The 15995-nt window shown below is 60.9% G+C and carries 14 protein-coding genes and 1 tRNA gene; all 15 read right to left on the reverse strand.

Annotation, left to right across the window (positions count from 1 at the left end):
- Positions 1-59: 59 nt before the first annotated feature.
- On the reverse strand, positions 60-650 hold the full coding sequence (locus tag HYZ49_02785; protein MBI3241202.1) for a methyltransferase domain-containing protein: 591 nt from the start codon (positions 648-650) through the stop codon (positions 60-62).
- A gap of 48 nt (positions 651-698) precedes the next feature.
- Positions 699-1397 (reverse strand): radical SAM protein, encoded by a 699-nt coding sequence (locus tag HYZ49_02790; protein MBI3241203.1) that lies wholly within the window; start codon positions 1395-1397, stop codon positions 699-701.
- A 173-nt stretch (positions 1398-1570) separates the two neighbouring features.
- On the reverse strand, positions 1571-2653 hold the full coding sequence (locus HYZ49_02795) for an adenylate/guanylate cyclase domain-containing protein (GenBank protein ID MBI3241204.1): 1083 nt from the start codon (positions 2651-2653) through the stop codon (positions 1571-1573).
- A gap of 40 nt (positions 2654-2693) precedes the next feature.
- The gene (locus HYZ49_02800; GenBank protein ID MBI3241205.1) at positions 2694-3896 is read right to left on the reverse strand and encodes an MFS transporter; all 1203 of its coding nucleotides are present in this window, start codon (positions 3894-3896) and stop codon (positions 2694-2696) included.
- Positions 3897-3956: 60 nt separating this feature from the next.
- Positions 3957-4028, reverse strand: a tRNA-Gly gene (locus HYZ49_02805).
- Between the two features lie 3 nt (positions 4029-4031).
- Positions 4032-4724 (reverse strand): hypothetical protein, encoded by a 693-nt coding sequence (locus HYZ49_02810; GenBank protein MBI3241206.1) that lies wholly within the window; start codon positions 4722-4724, stop codon positions 4032-4034.
- Positions 4725-4787: 63 nt separating this feature from the next.
- Positions 4788-5840, reverse strand: coding sequence for an ATP-binding protein (locus tag HYZ49_02815; protein ID MBI3241207.1), 1053 nt, complete (start codon positions 5838-5840; stop codon positions 4788-4790).
- 90 nt (positions 5841-5930) lie between these two features.
- Complete coding sequence (locus HYZ49_02820) at positions 5931-6425, reverse strand: acyl-CoA thioesterase (GenBank protein ID MBI3241208.1); 495 nt, start codon at positions 6423-6425, stop codon at positions 5931-5933.
- Between the two features lie 71 nt (positions 6426-6496).
- Positions 6497-6865: a hypothetical protein gene (locus HYZ49_02825; GenBank protein ID MBI3241209.1), complete on the reverse strand. Its 369-nt coding sequence runs from the start codon at positions 6863-6865 to the stop codon at positions 6497-6499.
- A 15-nt stretch (positions 6866-6880) separates the two neighbouring features.
- The gene (locus HYZ49_02830) at positions 6881-7978 is read right to left on the reverse strand and encodes a glycosyltransferase family 4 protein (protein MBI3241210.1); all 1098 of its coding nucleotides are present in this window, start codon (positions 7976-7978) and stop codon (positions 6881-6883) included.
- A 6-nt stretch (positions 7979-7984) separates the two neighbouring features.
- Complete coding sequence (locus HYZ49_02835) at positions 7985-8512, reverse strand: GtrA family protein (protein MBI3241211.1); 528 nt, start codon at positions 8510-8512, stop codon at positions 7985-7987.
- Entirely contained in the window at positions 8509-10146 is a 1638-nt protein-coding gene (locus HYZ49_02840) for an O-antigen ligase family protein (protein MBI3241212.1), read from the reverse strand. The genes HYZ49_02835 and HYZ49_02840 overlap by 4 nt, the downstream gene beginning before the upstream one ends.
- 33 nt (positions 10147-10179) lie before the next feature.
- Positions 10180-11130: an SDR family oxidoreductase gene (locus tag HYZ49_02845; protein ID MBI3241213.1), complete on the reverse strand. Its 951-nt coding sequence runs from the start codon at positions 11128-11130 to the stop codon at positions 10180-10182.
- Between the two features lie 68 nt (positions 11131-11198).
- Positions 11199-14153: an O-antigen ligase family protein gene (locus HYZ49_02850; protein MBI3241214.1), complete on the reverse strand. Its 2955-nt coding sequence runs from the start codon at positions 14151-14153 to the stop codon at positions 11199-11201.
- Positions 14154-14155: 2 nt separating this feature from the next.
- Entirely contained in the window at positions 14156-15691 is a 1536-nt protein-coding gene (locus HYZ49_02855; GenBank protein MBI3241215.1) for a G5 domain-containing protein, read from the reverse strand.
- Positions 15692-15995 lie beyond the last annotated feature (304 nt).

The raw sequence follows: 15995 nt of genomic DNA on the forward strand, positions 1-15995 counted from the left end.
CTGAATCCGGCGGAACGAAATTCTTCGAGGAAGGCGACGCCCTCCTTCGCGCCGGCAATTCAGGCAAACCAGTTGGTGAGGTTGGCCGCCTCTTCCGGGGGAAGCGGTTCGCGCAAAATGACTTCGGCGCAGAAGACGAAGCCGCCGGGGCGAACCACACGAGCCAGTTCGCGAAAGATGTCGCTCCGGGCCGGGTTGAGGTTGAAGATGCCGTTGATGATGACGACGTCAATTGAGCCGTCTTCGATTGGCAGGCGTTCGGCGTCGCCCTGGCGAAATTCGACGTTCGTTGCCCCGGCCTCGGCGGCGGCCTCGCGCGCGCGGGCCAGCATCGCTTCGCTAAAGTCCACGCCGATCACTTTCCCGTTTGGCCCAACGCGCCGGGCGGCGATCAACGTGTCCAGGCCGGAGCCGCAACCCAGGTCGAGCGCCGTCGCGCCGGCTGGGATGTCGGCAAAGATGGAAACGTTCGAGAGGCCGGTGAAGGCCTCGGTGGCGGCGGCTGGCAGGCCGGCGAGCAGATCGCCGGGGTAGCCCACATTCTCGGCGTAAGCAACGCCGACCGGAAAGGAGTGTTTGTCGGCGGGCGATTCAGCTACGGCTGAGAATATCTGGCGAACGCCCTCGCGAAGTTGATGTGGATTGTTCATCGAGTGGGTATTTAGAGTCAGGCTCCACACGGGAGCAAACCTTCAGCCTCAGGTGAAGGTCATCAAGGGCGCGGTTCCGGTGCTGGCAATGGTTTGGAGTTGAGCCTGAACGCGCTCGACGGCAGTCGCCAGCGGGAAGATATTTTTGCTCACCTGCATGTCGGCGTCGGTCGAGAGCGGATGCCAGAAGACGCCGCCAACGTTGACCGTCAGTTCCGGCTCCAGGGTCGCCATTTCAAATGCGACGCCCTCGTCCGAGAAGCCGCGTTTGACGAGCGGGCGGATGAAATGATCCTCGTCCGGGATTCCGAGCGAGCGGTGAAAGGCGCAAAGCGCGTCCAGGTGAGCCGAGTTGGCCGGAGTCTCGGTGGTGCCCAGCCGCACCCGAAAGCCGCGCTCCTGCAACAGCTTGATGCCTTCGACGGTTTTGGCCCAGGCGCCCAGGCCGCGATAGGCGTCGTGGTCGCCGGGGCGGCCGCCATCCAGACTCACTTGCGCGATCAGATTGTCGTTCTTGATCGCGCATAATTTTTCCAGCCGCGCCCCGCGAAGAATCATGGCGTTGGTTAGCACCGTGGTCGGAACGCGCGCCGACGAGTAGCCCAGCATCTCGTAAATGTCGTCGAGCAGGAAGGGTTCGCCACCGGTGAAATAGATGTGCTCGAATCCAAGTTCAACGGCCTCGTCCACCAACTGCCGGACGTTCGCCGGCCCCATCGCCCGCCTGGGCGAGCGAGGGCCAGACATGGCAACGCAATACGAGCATTGGATGTTGCAGTCGTAGTTGGTGTAAATCCACAATTTCCAGGGCAAAGCGGGGGGAGTGGCCCTGGTTTCCAAAGCAAGGGTTGAGGGTAGCATAGTGAATGGAGTCGCGGTCGCGACGATGGCGATTGTACTCTATGTTTCTGAGTAGAAGATTAGGAGTCGGCCCCAACCCTGCCCAGGCGATGCACGGCGATCTCGCCTTCAATGCCTTTGACGGTGACGCAATCGCTTTCAAGCGTTTTGCCTGCCAGTAGCTTTTGGGCTTCGGCGTCGTCGCGGACGGCATCGGTGAAGACCACGTCGCCGCCGTGTGAGATGCCTTGCACCCGGGCCGCGATGTTGACGGTGGTGCCAAAATAGTCGGGGCGGTCGTTGAGGGTGACGCTGAGGCAGGGGCCGCTGTGCAGGCCGACTTTGAGAATCAGGGCTTCGTCGCTGGTCAGGCGCTCGCGCTGGTTGAGGGCGGCAATGGCGGTTTGCATGTCGAGCGCGGCGCGCAGGGCCTCGGCCGGCGTTTGAAAGGCGGCCATGATGGCGTCGCCAATGTTTTTGACGACAGTGCCGCCATGTTTGTCGGCAACGGCGAAGAGTTCGTCGAAATGGAGGCGGACGAGATGGTAGGCGCGCGGGTCGCCGCGGGCGGCGTAGAGGGCGGTTGAACCGGCAAGGTCGGTGAAGAGGAGGGCGGCGCGGGAGACTTCGAGGCTTTCGTCTGGCAGGAGGCGTTCTTGCGGAAAGAGGCGTTGGAAGTCGGGGAGGAGGAGCAGGCTCTGGCCGAGGGTGGGGCCATAACGGGTATCAATTTCCTCGCGGAAGGCTTTGTCGTCCGCCGCCGGCGGCAGTGCGCGCAGGCGGGCGTGGAGGCTGAAGGTGACGCGCACTTCTTCGTCGAAATGAGGGGCGAAGCGGGCGTGGCACATCGAGCACTGCATCTCGTGTTTCAGGTCGCCCAGCGAGTCGTTGTTGTTGCGCATGCCGCAAACCGGGCAACGCACGTCCCAATGCATGGCGACGACGCCTTCGTAGAGCGCGGCCACCAGCAGTTTGAGCGTGGCCCGTTCGTCGAGACTCAGTTTGTCGGCCAGGTAGCGCGGGTTGACGTGAAACAGTTCGTGGTCCGCGGCGGCTTCCAGCCAGGCGGTGAAGCGGCCACTGAGGGCGGCCTCCACGTTGTGCTTGGTGAGGTTGGCGGTGGCGGCCTTGTAATCAGGTTGGCGCTTGAGGAAGTTGAGCATGTCTTTGAGTCCAGCCTAATCCGTAAGTGTTACACAAATCTTAATCGCTGGCTGTCTCCTGGGTTACATTCTGGCGAGCGGCGGGCTTGACTTCCAGCCACAGCGCCAGGCTGATAGCCATGGCAATCAGCATAATGAGGGCGTTGCCTTGCAGGGCTTGAGTCAGGCCGATGCGGTCGGCCACTGCGCCGCTGAGGGCCGTGCCCAGCGCGCCTGAAGTAAACATGAAGCCCAGGATGACACCGGAGGCTAACCCGCCGCGACCGGGCAGGACGCGCTGGGCCATGGCCACCACCGTGCTGTGCGGCGCGCCGTTGAGAAACCCGGCGACGAACGAGGCCAGATACAGCCAGGCACCGCTGACGACAGGCAACACATAAAACGAAAAGACACTTAAACCCAGCGCCAGGGTGATGGTCTGGTGGCGGCCCCAACGGTCAGCCAGGATTCCGCCCAGCACACCGCCCACTGCCGAGCCGCCCATGAACAAAGCAATGATAACCCCGTAAATGGTCGGCGACATGCCGAGATCGTGAAAGAGTTTGGGCGCGAAAGTCGTCGTCGCGTTTTGGCCCCAGGTGTGCAGTCCGGCCACAAGCATGATCACGCCAAGCTGGATGAACGACGAGCGTGAGAGGGTTGCCCCGGCGGGCGAATGGCTGGCGGGCGTTGCCGGGCGAGGTGTCATGTTTCTTGGTTGGTAGGCGACCAGAAAGCTAATCAGAATGCTGGGGAGGGTGATCAGCAACAGGCCGGATCGTTCAAAGTGATCCAGGATGAAGCCGCCGAGCGCGGGGCCGAGCGACAGCCCGCCCTGGCCGAAGAGAAAGAACAGGGAGGCCGCCGTGGCCGCCTGACCGGCCATGTGGACATAGCCGACCTGGGTGGCTTTGTTGGCGCCGGTTGGGTGGAAGGCCGCCGAGCCGAGCGCGCCGATAACGAGAAAGACGATGGCCCACCAGCCGGGCGCAAGCGCGACGAGCGAGAAGCAAACTGCCATCGCCAGCACACCGCCAGCCATCGTCCAGCGCCCGCCAGTGCGATCGGAGAACCAGCCGAAGAGCGGTTGCGAGAGCGCGCCAAAGATGGCATAAATGGTGGCGATAAGGCCGAGGTTCTGATTGCTCAACCCGAGCGGCGTACTGAGCACGGCCAGCAAAACGCCGGTCTGGCCGTTGAGCACATCCACCGTGAAGTGGCCGAGGGCGACGGCGAGAAAGAGCGGGTGGCGGAGGAGGCGCATGGTGGGTTAGTATAACAGAATCAAAAGGGCCGCCATTTCATTGGCGACCCTTTTTGTGTGAGCGGGTGATGGGATTCGAACCCACAACCTTAATCTTGGGAAGATTCTGCGCTACCATTGCGCCACACCCGCAATTCAATCAACTTGTGGCATTCTACCATTCCGCCAAAGTCGGGTCAAGCATTGGGCGGCCAGCCAGCCGAATCCAACGATGGTGAGCATGAAACCATAGCCAATCGGCGCAGGTTTGGTGAAGATGTCGGCGATGGGCTGGCGGGCCAGAGCGTAGGCGCGAAGGGTGGCGGTGAGGGCGATCAGCGAGGTAGAGAGGCTGAGCCATTCGGCAAGGGCAGGGCGGTAAACGGCCAGCGTTGTGGCGAGCAAGACGGCCAGCCCGGTAACGAGTCCGGCGATCAACTGCGGGCGCAGTTCGGGGTCGGTGTGGGCGGTGAGGATGAAGGGGTAGCCGGGCAGGATGAGGAAGGCGGCGAAGAGGGCTAAGGCTAACTGAAGCCAATTCTTCACCGCGAAGACGCGAAGGACACAAAGAGAAGAAAAAAGTTTTTCTTTGCGCTCTTGGCGTCTTCGCGGTTCAATTCTTAGTAGTTCAATTCCTATCGTCAGAGCCGTCAGTAAGGCAAGGCCAATCAACGGCCAGAGCATGTCCACGCGGGTGATGGGGTAAGTGCCGTCGCGGACGCTCTGGGCAAAGGTGAGCCACTCGACGAGATCGTAGCCGGAGAGACGCAGGGCGGCAGGCACGGGCCACAGCCAGGGCGTGAAGTAGCCGAGCCAGGCGAGGGCGAGAGGAATAAGAGGCGATTTCAAGGCGGGGGGCGTCAAGCGACAAACGTCAAACGACAGGGGTAATGTCGTTTGACGTTTGTCGTTTTACTCAGGAATGACCGAATCGATCACCGACTTGATCTCCGTCTCTTCGCTCCCTTGCTCTTCAAAATACTTCTCCATGAATTGCGAGCGGCGAAGGCGGAGCGACATGGCGGCCACGGCCCGCACATCGGCGGTGGAAGCCTCGAGGCGAGAGTCGGCGGCGGCGTAGGCGCGAGCAGACTCAAAGAGGGTGATCTCGGCTCGGAGCGAGTCGATCTTCATCTGGCGCACCAGCTCCAGGCCGGCGCTTTCAGCTTCAGGTGTGAGCTTTACAGTTGGCAGAAGTTCTCGCGCCGACTGGATTTCACTTTGGGCGATGAGCGTTTGCTCTTCATAAGCGGCCACCATCGCTCGCGGGTTGGTGAGGTAGGCCCGCACCCGGCGGTAGGCCTCCAAACGCTCGGCGGTGTCGGTCAGGCCGCGCACGATCAGGCGCAGGCCGAAACGGTCGAGAATTTGCGGGCGAAGGCGGCCTTCTTCAGGGTTCATAGAGCCAACGAGGGCAAAGCGGGCGCGGTAGGTGGCCGAGAACGGGCCGCGCCGAAGCGTGTACTGGCCCTGTGCGGCGGCGTCGAGGATCGAGTCCACGATCTCGTCGGCCAGCAAGTTGACTTCGTCCACGTAAAGCAGGTTTCGGTCGGCGCGAGCCAGGATGCCGCGTTGAAGCATGGCGCGGTTGTGGGCGGCGGCCACTTCGTTGAGGCCGCCCACCACGTCTTCCAGCCGGGCGTTGAGCGGCAGTTCCACCAGCGCCACCTGATCGGGTTGGGTGAGCGGCCGGCCTTCACCAAATTTCTTGGCGCAGTCGGGGCACACGGCGTCCATGCCGCCGCCTTCAATATCTTCCGGCAGGCAACCATACTGGCACAACGAACGCGGCACGAGAGGCAGAATGTCGGCCAGGGAGCGAACGGCGGTGGTTTTGCCCGTGCCGCGCGGCCCCACCAGCAGAACGCCGTTGACCGCCGGATTGATCAGGGTAAGCAGAAGCGCGGTTCGCATCTCCACCTGACCGACGAGAGCCATGAAGGGAAAGGGCAGGCGCTCGGCCAGGCCGCGATCTTCTGTCGGCGCGGCGTCCAGAATGCGTTTGGCCGAAACTTGTTCGATGAGCTGGACGAGCGAAGAGACGTTAGCCATAGGTTATCCGCGTTGATCTGCTTCAGCCTTTTTTAGCTGGCGCTGTTTGATACGATAGTCCTGCCGTTTCTGCGCGGCGGCCATGCGCTCGCGCTGGGCGGCGTCTTCCGGGATCAGAGGCGGCACGGGCGCGGGTTGGCCGCGGGCGTCGAGGGCCACGTAGACAAGGTAGGCCGAGTTGGTGTGCACCCGGTCACCCGTCAACGGATTTTCGGCAGTGACATTCACCTGCACCTCCATCGCGGTGCGGCCCGTCCAGGTGACCTCAGCCGTCAGTTCCAGGAGTTCGCCCATGTGCACCGGTTTGGTGAACGTCATCGAGTCCATGCCAACGGTGACGCACGGGCGGCGGGCATGACGAATGGCGCACAGGCCGCCGGCTTCGTCCGCCAGTTTCATGATCCAGCCGCCATGAACGTTGCCCAGGGTGTTGGCGTGTTCGGGCAACATGAGTTGGTTGAGGGTGAGGCGGGACTCGGAGGTTGTTTTACCGTTCATTGTTTGGAAGTTGGAGGGTGGAAATTGGAAGTTGGAAGTTGCTCTAACCTCTAATCTCCAACTTCCAGTCTCTAATCCATGTCGGGCCGCAGGTCGTCGGAGTCGGCAGTCGGCAATAGCTCCGGCATCTCGTCCATGATGTCCACCGTCTCAAAGCCAAGCTCGGAATACATGGGCGGCAGGGGCACGTTGGAAGGCAGGTCGGGGCGAGGCGGCAGGGGCGGGGGCGCGCGGCGGGGAACCCGGTCGTCCATTGACCGCTTTCGCAGAAGCCGCCCATCGCGGCTCAAGTAGCCCACGTGCTCGCCGTTCATCGCGAACAACTGCGCCGTTTGGGCATCCACAAAACCGATCCACTCGCCGTTACGGCTGAAGAGATAGCCTTTGGCAAAGAACGCAACGTGTTCGCCACGAGTGGAGTAAATGGGGTGAAGTGACATTAGCCTGATTATATCTCAGGACAATTTTTGATAAAGCGCCAACAATTGACTCGCCGCCTCATCCCAGCGGAACCCCGCCGCTCGCTTGAGTCCTTTCCTCACCCAGGGTTCCGGGGTGGTCGCCGCCTCTTTGAGACCGGTGGCAATGGACTCGACGCTGTAGGGGTCAACCAGCACCGCCGCGCCGCCGGCGACTTCGGGCAGGCACGACACATTGGAAGTGACAGTCGGCGTGCCGCAGGCCATGGCCTCAAGCAGGGGCAGGCCGAAGCCTTCATATAAAGAAGGGTAAGCGAAGAGAGCCGCTTCGGTGTAAAGCGCGGGCAGGTCGGCGTCGGGCACGAAGCCAGGGAAGATCACCCGGCCACGCGCGGCAGGCTTTTCGGCTTCGGCAAAAATATCGTCGTACAGCCAACCTTTGCCGCCCGCGATTACCAGATTGAAGTCGGCTGGCAGTCTGGCAAAGGCCTGAATCAACCGCTGAAAGTTTTTGCGCGGCTGGAGAGTGGAGACAGAGAAGATAAAAGGCTTGTCGCCCAGCCCGTACTTGGCGCGGATGGCCGGGCTTGGCGTGGGCTTGAAGATCGAGTCAACGCCTTCGTATACTACCGTGATTTTGTTAGCGGGCGTGTTATAAAGTTCAATGAGGTCGTTTTTGGTGGTCTGCGAGACGGCGATGATGTGACTGGCGCGCCTTACTGAGCGCGGCACGACGGTGTTGAGGTAAGCGCGCAGGCCGGGGGCCGCCGACTCTGGATCGCGGGCGAATGACAGGTCGTGAATAGTAAGAAGAGACGAGACGCGAGTCGGGGGCAGGGTGAAGTCGGGCGCATGGTAAATGTCAATCGGCCCGGTGATCAGGTCCACCGGCGCTGGAAGTTGCGCCCGGTGCCAGAGCCGCGCCAGCCAGATGTCATGAAAGGGCAAATGACGAATCGAAAAGTTGCTCGGCAGTGGCGGCAGTGGGTGAGGAACAGGGTTGGGTGAAGCGAAGAAAAGCCGATACTGATTCTCGCTGTCGCGTTGAGCCAGCGCCTTGAGAAGTTCGCGGACGTAGCGCCCGATGCCGCCGCCCTGCCGCGCGGCGGCGGTCACTTCGATGCCAATTCGCATCGGTTTCTATTTCACGTCGCCGTAAGTTAATTTGCGGTTGGCGAAGAAGTTCCAAAAGAGCAGGACGACGACCCGGCAGACCAGAGCCATGTTGCCGGCCAGGTTGAAGCCCAGGTTGTCGAGGCTGAGTGAAGCCACGATGTTTTTGGCAACGAACAGGGCGGCGGTAAAGACCGGGATGCCGATGATCAGGCCGGCGACGCTGATGACCACGAACATCATTATCTTGCGAGCCTGATTGGCCTCTCGCGCTTCAGGGTAAATCCAAAAGTAGTTCCAGATGAAGTTGCTGAGGACGGCGCACGAAAAGGAAAGTGACTGTTCGACGATTTCGGGGTGCTCAAGCAGATAGCCGCCGAGGGGGGGAAATAGGAGGCCGGCCACGGTTGGCCCGACTTTGAGGAAGTGGAAGAGGTTGAAGCCGCCAAAGTCTACGGCAAAGCCCAGAGCGCCAACAATTAGAAACTTGATGAAGCGTTTTTGCTCTTTGGGTGTTTTGGCCCGAAGGTGGGCGATGGTTTCTACCAGTGTCATGAAGTTGCAATGTGAGGCGTGGACGGCAGGTCGTGATCTTCGTCATTACGGCCTGCGCCCGGCGCTTCACCCAAAATACATAGCACGCCTAACAGCGCGCCCAGGTACAAGGCGATGTTACCGACGTATAAGTTGTCCAGTATCTGGTGGGTGGCGAGATGCACCCACGCGCCGAGCAGGCCAACGGCCAGCGCCCGCTCCAGGCCGCCGTTGCGATTAATGGCGCGGACGGTGATGAACAGGACTCCGCCCCACAAAAATAGGTAGGCGGCCAACCCGACGATTCCGGTTTCGGCCAGCACGTTCAGGTAGATCATGTGAGCATGGCCGAGGCTGTACCGCCAGTTGATCAGCCGGTAATCGTCGTAAGCCTGATCATAGTTATTGAGGCCCACGCCCACGATCGGGTTGGCTTCGGCCATGTTGAGGGCGGCCTGCCAGTGGGCCAGCCGTTCGACGATTGAAAAGTTGCTGTCGTTGATGTGCACGCCGCGAACGTCGTACACTTGCACAAAGTCGCCTACGTCGGCAAAGCGGGTTGCGATGGCCGACGGCAACAGACCCAGATTATACAGGAGGAGAAACGCGGCCAGGCCTCCGGCGGCCAGCCCGATTCCAAACCAGCGGCGCCGCGGCCAGAAGATGAGCATGACCCCGGCGGCGGCAACCGCCCCCAGCCACGCGCCGCGCGAGAACGAGAGAAAGAGGGCGGCGAGCGTGGCGATTGCGACCAGGGCACTGCCAAACAAAACTATAGCGCGGCTTCCAGCCGCAACCAAAAACAATCCACGAAGGCCACGAAGTTTCACGAAGAATTCTTGGTGTTCCTTCGTGTGACTTCGTGGATCAACATCTTCGCGGTCAGCGCAGTTCTTGCGGAGCAATACTATAGCACGCTCAAGCCGGGAGACCCTAAAGTTCCTGACGAATTCGAGAGCCATTGCCATCGCCAGGCTCGCCGCTACCGGCCAGACCAGGCCCATGAAGCCGCCGAAGGGGTTGGGTTGCTCGAACGTGCCGTAAGCGCGAAAGTGTGTGCCGAGAATTCTGAATCCTTCCGGGCCGTGGCCGCGAAACTGAAACTGCCAGAAGCCGATCCCGGCCTGCACAACGCCGACCAGAAACACGATGGCCAGCACCCAGCCCAGTCTTTTGCGCCCGGCCACGCCGGCCACAATTCCGGCGACGAGGTACATCTCCAGCCACTTGACCAGTTCCTGCATGGCGGCAAACGGCGAGCGCACCTGTTGAACGGTGAATGAGAGGGTGATGGCGAACAGGTAGAGGACGAAGGGAAGGGTAATTGGTAAGTGGGGCCAGCGCAGTTCGCGCCGGGCCAGGCAACGCAAGGTCCACCCGCCGACAAAGATGGCGACCCCGATCTGACCCCAGGGAATTGGGATGGACGGGTAGGCGGCGTAGAGCAACGGCTCGGCTGGGCCGAGGAGGAGCATGAAGGCCAGCCCGGCCAGCGGCTCGACGAGGGCGAAGAGGAGCAAAGCGCCGCCGCCGGTGACGGCCAAACTCAGAGGCAGTGGCAGGCGAGCGAGGAGCAGACCGATCACAAACGCCGCGATTGCAAGAAGAGCCGCGCTGTTGTGGAAAGCGCCGCGCGCGCGGAGGGAAGAGGCCATTACTTCAAATGTGAATTGGCGATTCGCGCCATGTCACATCTGCCCGGCGAAATACTCGATGGTCTTCGACATGCCATGTTCGAGTGGGACATCAGGCTCCCAATTAAGAATGCGCTTGGCTTTGGAAATGTCGGGCCGCCGGCGTTGGGGGTCGCCTTTGGTGCGGCTCATTGGCTCAAACTTGATGCCTGCCGGGTTGCCGGTGATGCGGTTGATGGCCTCGGCGAACTCCAAAATGGTGATCTCGGTGGGGTTGCCAATGTTGACCGGCTCGTGCTCGTCCGAGTTCAACAGGCGCATAATGCCTTCCACCAGATCGCTCACGTAGCAAAAGCTTCGGGTTTGCGAGCCGTCGCCATACACTGTGAGCGGCTCTTTGCGCACAGCCTGGCCCACAAAATTGGGGACGACACGGCCATCGTCGAGTTGCATGCGCGGGCCGTAAGTGTTGAAGATGCGGACAATGCGGGTGTCCACGTCATGCGTGCGGTGATAGGCCATGGTGATGGCTTCGGCGAAACGCTTGGCTTCGTCGTACACCGAGCGCGGCCCCACCGGGTCAACGTGGCCCCAGTAGGTTTCCTTTTGCGGGTGTTCCAGCGGGTCGCCATACACTTCGGAAGTAGAGGCCAGGAGGAATTTTGCGCCGAAGGCCTTGGCCACGCCCAGCGCATTATGTGTGCCGAGAGCGCCAACCTTGAGGGTTTGAATGGGAAGTTGCAGGTAGCTGGTGGTGGCCGTTTGCGACGGGCTGGCCGGGGAGGCGAAGTGCATCACCACATCAACCTCGCCGTCCACGAAAATGTAATTCGAGACGTTGTGCTTGATGAAGAGGAAATCGTCGCGCCCGGCCAGGTGTTGGAGGTTGCGGGTCGAGCCGGTGATCAAGTTATCCATGGCGATCACGCTGTGGCCGTCGGCCAGAAAACGATCGCACAAGTGTGAGCCGATAAAACCGGCGCCGCCGGTGATTAGAACGCGCATGAGTATTATTCTCCAGGTTTGAAAGTGCGGCTGGATTGTACCATGAGGCATAAAGCAGCCGTCAGGTTTTAGGAGCCAGGAGCCTGGCAGGTCTTGTGGATCGCCGCCATCAACCCCAGCGTCATCATAAACACAAAAGCCAAATCTACAAACCAGTAGCCGGTATCCACCAGACCGTGAGCCAGCGTGTTGACCATCGAAGCAATCAGGCCAATGGTCAGAGCGCGGAGGCCGGGGTCGGTGAGGCGGCGCAGGGTGTCGCGGGCCGTGCTAAAGAATGAAGCGAATAAGGCCAGGAAGGCAAGCAGGCCTAACAGGCCGAGGCGAGTGAGAGCATCCAGAAAAACGTTGTGAGCGTGCGGCAGGTTCGGCTCCTGCCAGGCTTCAGGCAAAATATATTTGCCGCGATAGGCGTATAAAAAGTTGTCGAGTCCCACACCCAAAACTGGATGATCGGCAAACATGGCCAGCGCCGAGCGCCAGAGTTGAAGGCGGAAGAACGACGTGCCGCTGGTCAGGTTGAGCAGGTCGGCGAAGCGCGGATGGCGCGAGAGCGGGATCAACGCCGCCCCGCCAGCGGCGGCCAATCCGGCCAGGGCCAGCGCGGCCCGTCGCCCGCCCCAGAAAATGAGGATCGTCGCCAACGCCGCCGGGACTCCGAGCAACAGTGCGCCTTTAGAGAAACTCAGGATGATGGCAACGCCGATGAGGCTGGCGGCGAGCGCATATAAGAGTCGCCGCCAGCCGGGGCGACTTAACAGGGCGACCGCCACGGCAATGGGCAAGGCCCGGCCTAGAAACAACCCCAGATTGTTGGGCGAGCCAAAGACGGATCGGATTCGGGCCACGCCGCCCTCGGCGGTGATAAGGTTTGTGCCGGTCACCAGGTTTCCCAGACCAATGGCGGCCACCAGGGCCGCGCCCAGCAAGAAGAAGTCTGCGATGCGCCAGATTCCTTTTTGATCGAGTGGGGCGAGTCGCAAGAGCAAATAAAAGAGCGCCGGCTCCAACACGATGACGCGAAACTCGCGGATGGCGACGCCGCGCACGTCGGCGACGAAGAGGCTGGCGGCGGAGATGATGACAAAGAGGAGGATGGAGAGATCGAGAGGGAGAAGGGAAGAAGAGGAGAAGGGGAGAAGGCGTAATCTTGGGATAAGGCGGAGAATGGCAGGCACAAACGCAAGCACGGTGAGGATTTCAACCATCGAGAAGGCGCGATCCCAGAGCGGGCGCGGCATGAGGTAGAACGGCGCGGTGAAGGCGATGAGGGGCAGGGAGAGATCGGGGCGAAGGTAGAAAAGAGAAAAGAGAAGAGCGAGGCAGAGAAGCGTGAGAATGAGGAAGGGCGAGTAGTAGAAGAGGCCGGCGGTGAGCAGGGTGACGATGAGCGGCGCAGCATCGCCGTATTTGCGAATGACCTGCGCTGTGTCACTGCCCCAGGTGAGCCAGGCCGAGGCCCAGAGCAGGGCCGAGAGGAGGGCGGCGATGAAGGTCTGGGTGGAATCGGAAAGACGAGATTTGAGATTAGAGATTGGAGGCTGGACGCTTCGCGTGGAGATTGTGCGGAGGAGACCGATGAAGTTGACGAGGCCGATAATGGCGAGAGCAGAGAGAGGGAGTCGAACGTCAGGCTGGGACACATTGGGGCCAACCCGGATGTTGACGATAGCCCACTGATCCCAGCCCCGGTCGGCGCGGATGAAGGCGGTGTGCTTGCCGGGGGCGAGGCCGGTGACAAGCGTGATCGTGTCGGTGCGCGGCGCGAGATCGGGTGAAGTGAGGATGGCGTAGGCTTCGCCGTTGGAGTCGCGGGGCAGGGCGTTGGCGGGTTGGCCGTCAACCGTGACAAAGAGATAGGCTCGATAGTTGTTGCGGCGAAGCGTGAGGGCAAGTTCGGTTCCTTCAAAGTCAAAGCGAATGGTGGCCGGGCCGTTTTGCGGAATGTCCGCGCCGAGATCAGAGAACTTCCATGCCCCCTCAAATTGTGCGTAGGCAGTTAATTGGGAGGGGGAGTAGTTTCCAGGGACTACAACGCCTGCCTGCTGAGGAACGATACCGCTCATGTTCGGCATCGCAAAACCCTCGTGCGGGTCAACCGAGGGCGAACTGAGGGCACTCGTCTCAAGAAACATCGGCCCGGCCCAGAGCCACTCGCTTGCAGTGCGAACGTAAGCGGCGCGAGTGTAGGTCAACTGCTCTTCCACACTTACATGCCCCCAAATTGAGGGGCGGGTGTTCCAGCCAAAGTTCGACGACCACAAAAATTTGTCGCCGTTGCCGTGAGCGATCATTTCTTCGCGAAGCAGAATCAAGCGCGAAAAGTTCAAGACGTTTGGATCAACCGTTCGATCAGCCGGCGAGAAATTGAAGCCATAAGGTTTGCCGGCCACAGCGTCGAAGTACGGCCCCGCGCCAAGTTCGTAAAGCTGGCGGAGGTAGAGAATGTCGCTCAGGTTTTTGGGGCCGGTTTCAACTGTGGGCGCGAGGCCGGCAAGCAGAACGGTGGCAGTTGGATCGGCTTTGTGAATCCCGGCGTAAGCCAATTGCAACAGGCGGGCGTACTCTGCCGGTTCCGGTGGGCCGCCCCAGCCGGACTCTAAGTTCGGCTCATCCCAAATTTGATAGACGTCAATCTGGTCAGCGTAGCGAGCGGCGAAGCCGGCGGTGAAGCGCGAGAAGGCTTCGGGGTCAGGCGGCGGCGACCCCGTGAGAACGGCGACCAGTTTAAGATCGTGTCTGTTGATATTGTCAATTAGTTGATCAGACGCGGCCCAATCGTTCGTTTGATAATTGAACGACTGGCGCGCCCAGGTGAATCCATTTTGTTGAGCCGCCTCCAGTTGTTGAGCCTGGTCGGTGGCGCTACCTAAGGGATCAATGTTGATGCCGTAAATGCCGGGGCGGTTGGGTGGCGAACCGAGATCAAGGCCGCGTGTTTGCGTTCGAGCTTGTGAGACAAGCGCGGCGGCAGTCAACAGGCAGAGGCCGAAGATGATGGTGAAGAGCAGGGCGCGGCGCAATGTTATTTGACCCAGGTGGGGTTGGTGGTCTGGCCGTCGCCGGTGAGTTGCTGGCTGAGGCGGGTGGCGACATCCACGACCCACAGGTTGCCGTTGTGGATGACGGCCAGTTGTTTGCCGTCCGGCGACCAGTAGAAGGTGACGTCAACTTTTTTGAGGCCGGGCTGGTCGGGCGGAGGAAAGAGGGCCGAGGCGTTACTGCCGTCACGATCCATGATCATGATTCGGTAGCGGCTGGTGACGCTGTCGAGCGGCGAGGTGGCTTGCAGGTAGGCCACTCGCGCGCCGTCGGGCGAGGGCGTGGGCGAGGCCCACATCCCGGCTTGAGCGATGAGTGAAGCATCGAACGATCCATCGGCGGCAATCACCGCCACGTCGAACACCGGGCTGTCTTCGGGGGTTTCGAGGCCCACCGGCGGCCCATGCAAAACCGTGTAGATAAAACTGCTGTCAGGCGACCAGGTAATGGCAGGATTCCAAACCCAGTCGCTATAAGTTTGGAAGATGGGATAGCCGGCGATGGGAAATGCTGAAGTCGTGGAGGGATCGATCAAGCCAAGCTTGTCGGCTTGAGAGAAGGCGAGGCGTGAGCCGTCGGGCGCCCAGGCGAAGTTGGTGCCGAACCAGCCGTAGAGGCCGCCGGAGGAAGGTTCGAGCGCCAGTTTGGGTTCGTCGGGGTTGCCACGTTGATCGAAGGTGAGGAGGTAGAGGTCGTTGTTGGCCTGCCATCCGGGCGCGGTCGAGCGTGGTTCAGCGGTGGTGTAGGCCAGGGTATGCTTCGCAGCGGGCGACCAATCGGCCCACAATATATTTTTTATGCCGAGGTCGAATGGCTTAGCGTTTGGCTCGCGCGTGTTGACGGCCCACAAACTGTTGGAAAGCCCGGCAGGTTGAGCCGCGGCTGGGTCGGGGATGGTGCGAGTGAAAAGAATGTAGTCGCCGTCTGGCGAGAGGCTAAAGACACGGCGGTCGAGGTCGCCGGAGGTGGTGAGTGGCTTGCGGCTGCCGCTGGAGTCGCGCATGAGCCAGGCGTTGTTGGCCGACACATAGGCCAGCGCGCCGGGGATGGGAATGGCTGTAAAGGAGGTTTGGGCGCCGATCATGACGATTTCCGGCAGAGGCTCTTTGAGGGTAACGCGACGGACGACGGTGCGCGACACTTGCGCGCCGTCTTCAAACACGAGACGATACGTGATCTCGTCCACGCCGTTGACGCCGGCTTGCAGGAGCCGTGTTTCACCGGCGGGCAGACCTTCATTCGGCTGAGTTTGTTTTTCAAAAGAGATGGCGACTTCTTCGATTTCGGTCTGGGTCGTCACTCGAATGATCTGGATCGTCAGGCCGTCAACCAGGGGCGCGAACTCGGATGGCGTGATTTTATCCAGCTCGCTCAGGGTGAGATTGGCTTCGGCAACGACCTCGCGCACGGTGAGTGCTTGGGTGGCAAGGGCAACGGTTTTGCCGTCAGCAATGATGGTGATGTTGAGTGACGCAGATGGCGGCGGCGTGAGCGAGGGGGCGCAGGATGTGATGAGCAATGAGGCTATGAACAATGAACAATAAACAAGGAGACAAGGAGACAAGGAGACAATGGGTGATGAGTAGTGAGTGTCGAGTGGTGGGCGGTGCATAGCGAAGATAGTATCACAATTTTTTTGATGCGCTCGCTACGCTCGTGAAGCGTCGCGCAAACCCTTGACGCTTGCAGAGGCGTGTGTTATAGTGCGCCCGCGCTGAGGAAGTTCAGCGCATTTTTATCGGCGCAGTGCGCCCACATACGATGCGGGGTAGAGCAGTGGCAGCTCGTCGGGCTCATAACCCGGAGGTCGCAGGTTCGAATCC

This window comes from Chloroflexota bacterium, assembly GCA_016197225.1.
Taxonomy (GTDB): Bacteria; Chloroflexota; Anaerolineae; order Anaerolineales; family VGOW01; genus VGOW01.